At 68.5% G+C, this 1,912-nt stretch carries 4 protein-coding genes; 2 read left to right on the top strand and 2 right to left on the bottom strand.

Annotation, left to right across the window (positions count from 1 at the left end):
- A partial coding sequence (locus Q0588_RS04515) for a DUF692 domain-containing protein (RefSeq protein WP_298744142.1) occupies positions 1-591 on the bottom strand: 591 nt, incomplete at its 3' end.
- Between the two features lie 3 nt (positions 592-594).
- The gene (locus Q0588_RS04510; RefSeq protein ID WP_298744141.1) at positions 595-876 is read right to left on the bottom strand and encodes a DUF2282 domain-containing protein; all 282 of its coding nucleotides are present in this window, start codon (positions 874-876) and stop codon (positions 595-597) included.
- A gap of 162 nt (positions 877-1,038) precedes the next feature.
- Between Q0588_RS04510 and Q0588_RS04505 the strand changes: the two genes are divergently transcribed.
- Positions 1,039-1,581 (top strand): sigma-70 family RNA polymerase sigma factor, encoded by a 543-nt coding sequence (locus tag Q0588_RS04505; protein ID WP_298744140.1) that lies wholly within the window; start codon positions 1,039-1,041, stop codon positions 1,579-1,581.
- The coding region (locus tag Q0588_RS04500; protein ID WP_298744138.1) for an NrsF family protein at positions 1,571-1,912 on the top strand (342 nt) is incomplete at its 3' end. The genes Q0588_RS04505 and Q0588_RS04500, both read left to right, overlap by 11 nt.

The following is a 1,912-nucleotide window of genomic DNA, read 5'->3' as shown; positions in this document are numbered from 1 at the left end:
CGCGTCGATCCAGGCCTCGGCGGAAAAGCCCATATTGCAGGCGCTGACATGGACATTGTTGACGTCGATCAACAGGCCGCATCCGGTGCGTCTGGCCACCGCCGTCAGAAACCCGACCTCGTCCTGGTCATGGCCGGTCAGGGACAGATAGGCGGTCGGATTCTCGATCAGGATGCGCCGCCCCAGGGCGGACTGCGCCGCGTCGATGTTGTCACAGACCAGCGCCAGCATGTCCTGGTTGCGCGGAATGGGCAGCAGATCCGGATGATAGACGCCGTCCCGCCGTGACCAGGCCAGGTGTTCAGACACGACGAAGGGCTCGAACCGGTCGATCAGGGCGCGGAACCGCGCCAGATGCCGCCGATCCGGTCGCTCGTCCCCCGCCAGCGACAGTCCGACGCCGTGCAGCGAGAGGGGTCGCGCTCGCCGGACCCGCTCCAGCCAGTGCAGCCGGGGTCCGCCATCGACCATATAGTTCTCGGGATGGACCTCGAACCACAGGCCCGCCTGGGCGCCGGCCGCGGGACAAGCCTCGGCCTCGGCATAGTGCCGGGACTTCAGACTCACTCCGGCGGTCGGCGCACAGACCAACGATCAGCGGCCGGAGATCGGGGTCAGCGAGCCATTGCCCACCGGGGTGCGGATGGCCGTGCAGGTGCCCTTGGGCACCAGTTTCCAGGCATTGCCCTGGTAGTCCCGGGTCGAAGTGCCGGCGCACGAGGTGCCCGGTCCGGCGGCGCAGTCGTTCTGGCCGGCCTTGGCGACACCATAGCATTTCTCCATCTCCGGCCGGGCCTGGGACTCGGCCATGGCCGCCGTCGCGCCGAGCGCAAGGACGGCGCCGGCGCCGAGGGCGATCTTCGTGGGGGTGTTCATGGGGTTCGCTCCTGAGGTGGACCGGACGGGGGATGCCGGTCGGACAGCAGAGGTTTCGCCCATCGCGAGGACGCGGTTACCCGTCGTCCTGAAAAATCCGCTACGCCTTGGCCGCGGCGGTTCTGTAACCTCGACGGGATCCAGCACGAATGGGGAGGCAGCGTGGTCGACCGGGAAGCCCATCTCAAACGTCTGATGTTGTTGGGCCTGGACGGCGACGCCAGGGCCTGGCGCGCCCTGTTGGCCGACATCCGGCCAGCCATCACCGCCTTTTTGAAGCGTCGACTCATCGGCTGTGAAGCCGATGCGGAGGATCTCGTGCAGGACTGTCTGATCGCCATTCACGCCAAGCGGGCGACCTTCGACCGCACCAAGCCGTTCACGGCCTGGGCGTATGCGATCGCCCGATACAAGCTGATCGACCACCTGCGCCGCCAGGGCCGTCGCGGGACCGTGCCGCTCGAGGACGCCAGCGTCCTGCTGGCCGAGCACACGGTCGAGGACGGCGTCGTGCGTCGCGACCTGACGCGAGTGTTGTCCATTCTTCCCGCTCGCCAGCGCCGGCTGGTGGAAGACGTGCGGATCGGCGGCTTCAGCGTCGCCGAGGCCGCCGCGCGCAATGGATTTACCGAGGGGGCCGCCAAGGTGAGTGTTCACCGCAGCATGAAGACCCTGACCGCCAGCGTGAACAGCCATGAAGACTGATGATCTGATCGAAGCCCTCGCCGCCGGTGTCGAACCGGTCCGGCCCGCCCGCCTGTCGCCCTGGATGGTCGCCGGTGCGCTCGCCGTCGCCTTGACCAGCGTCGTGGTCATGCTGGGGGTTCTGCCCGACCTGGCCGATGTCGTGCGCAGCGCGGCCTTCTGGGCCAAGGCGGCCTATTCGGGGGCGCTGGCGGCGGCCTCCCTGTGGCTGGTGACCCGACTCGGGACTCCCGGGACCTCGATAGGCCTGGCCGGTTGGTCCCTGGCGGCCATCGTCGGCCTGGCCGGCGTCATCGGCGGGATCGAGCTGATTCTGCTGCCGCCCGAGGCG

The organism is uncultured Brevundimonas sp., from assembly GCF_937870815.1.
Classification (GTDB): domain Bacteria; phylum Pseudomonadota; class Alphaproteobacteria; order Caulobacterales; family Caulobacteraceae; genus Brevundimonas.
This window is presented reverse-complemented; position numbering and strand designations above follow the sequence as displayed.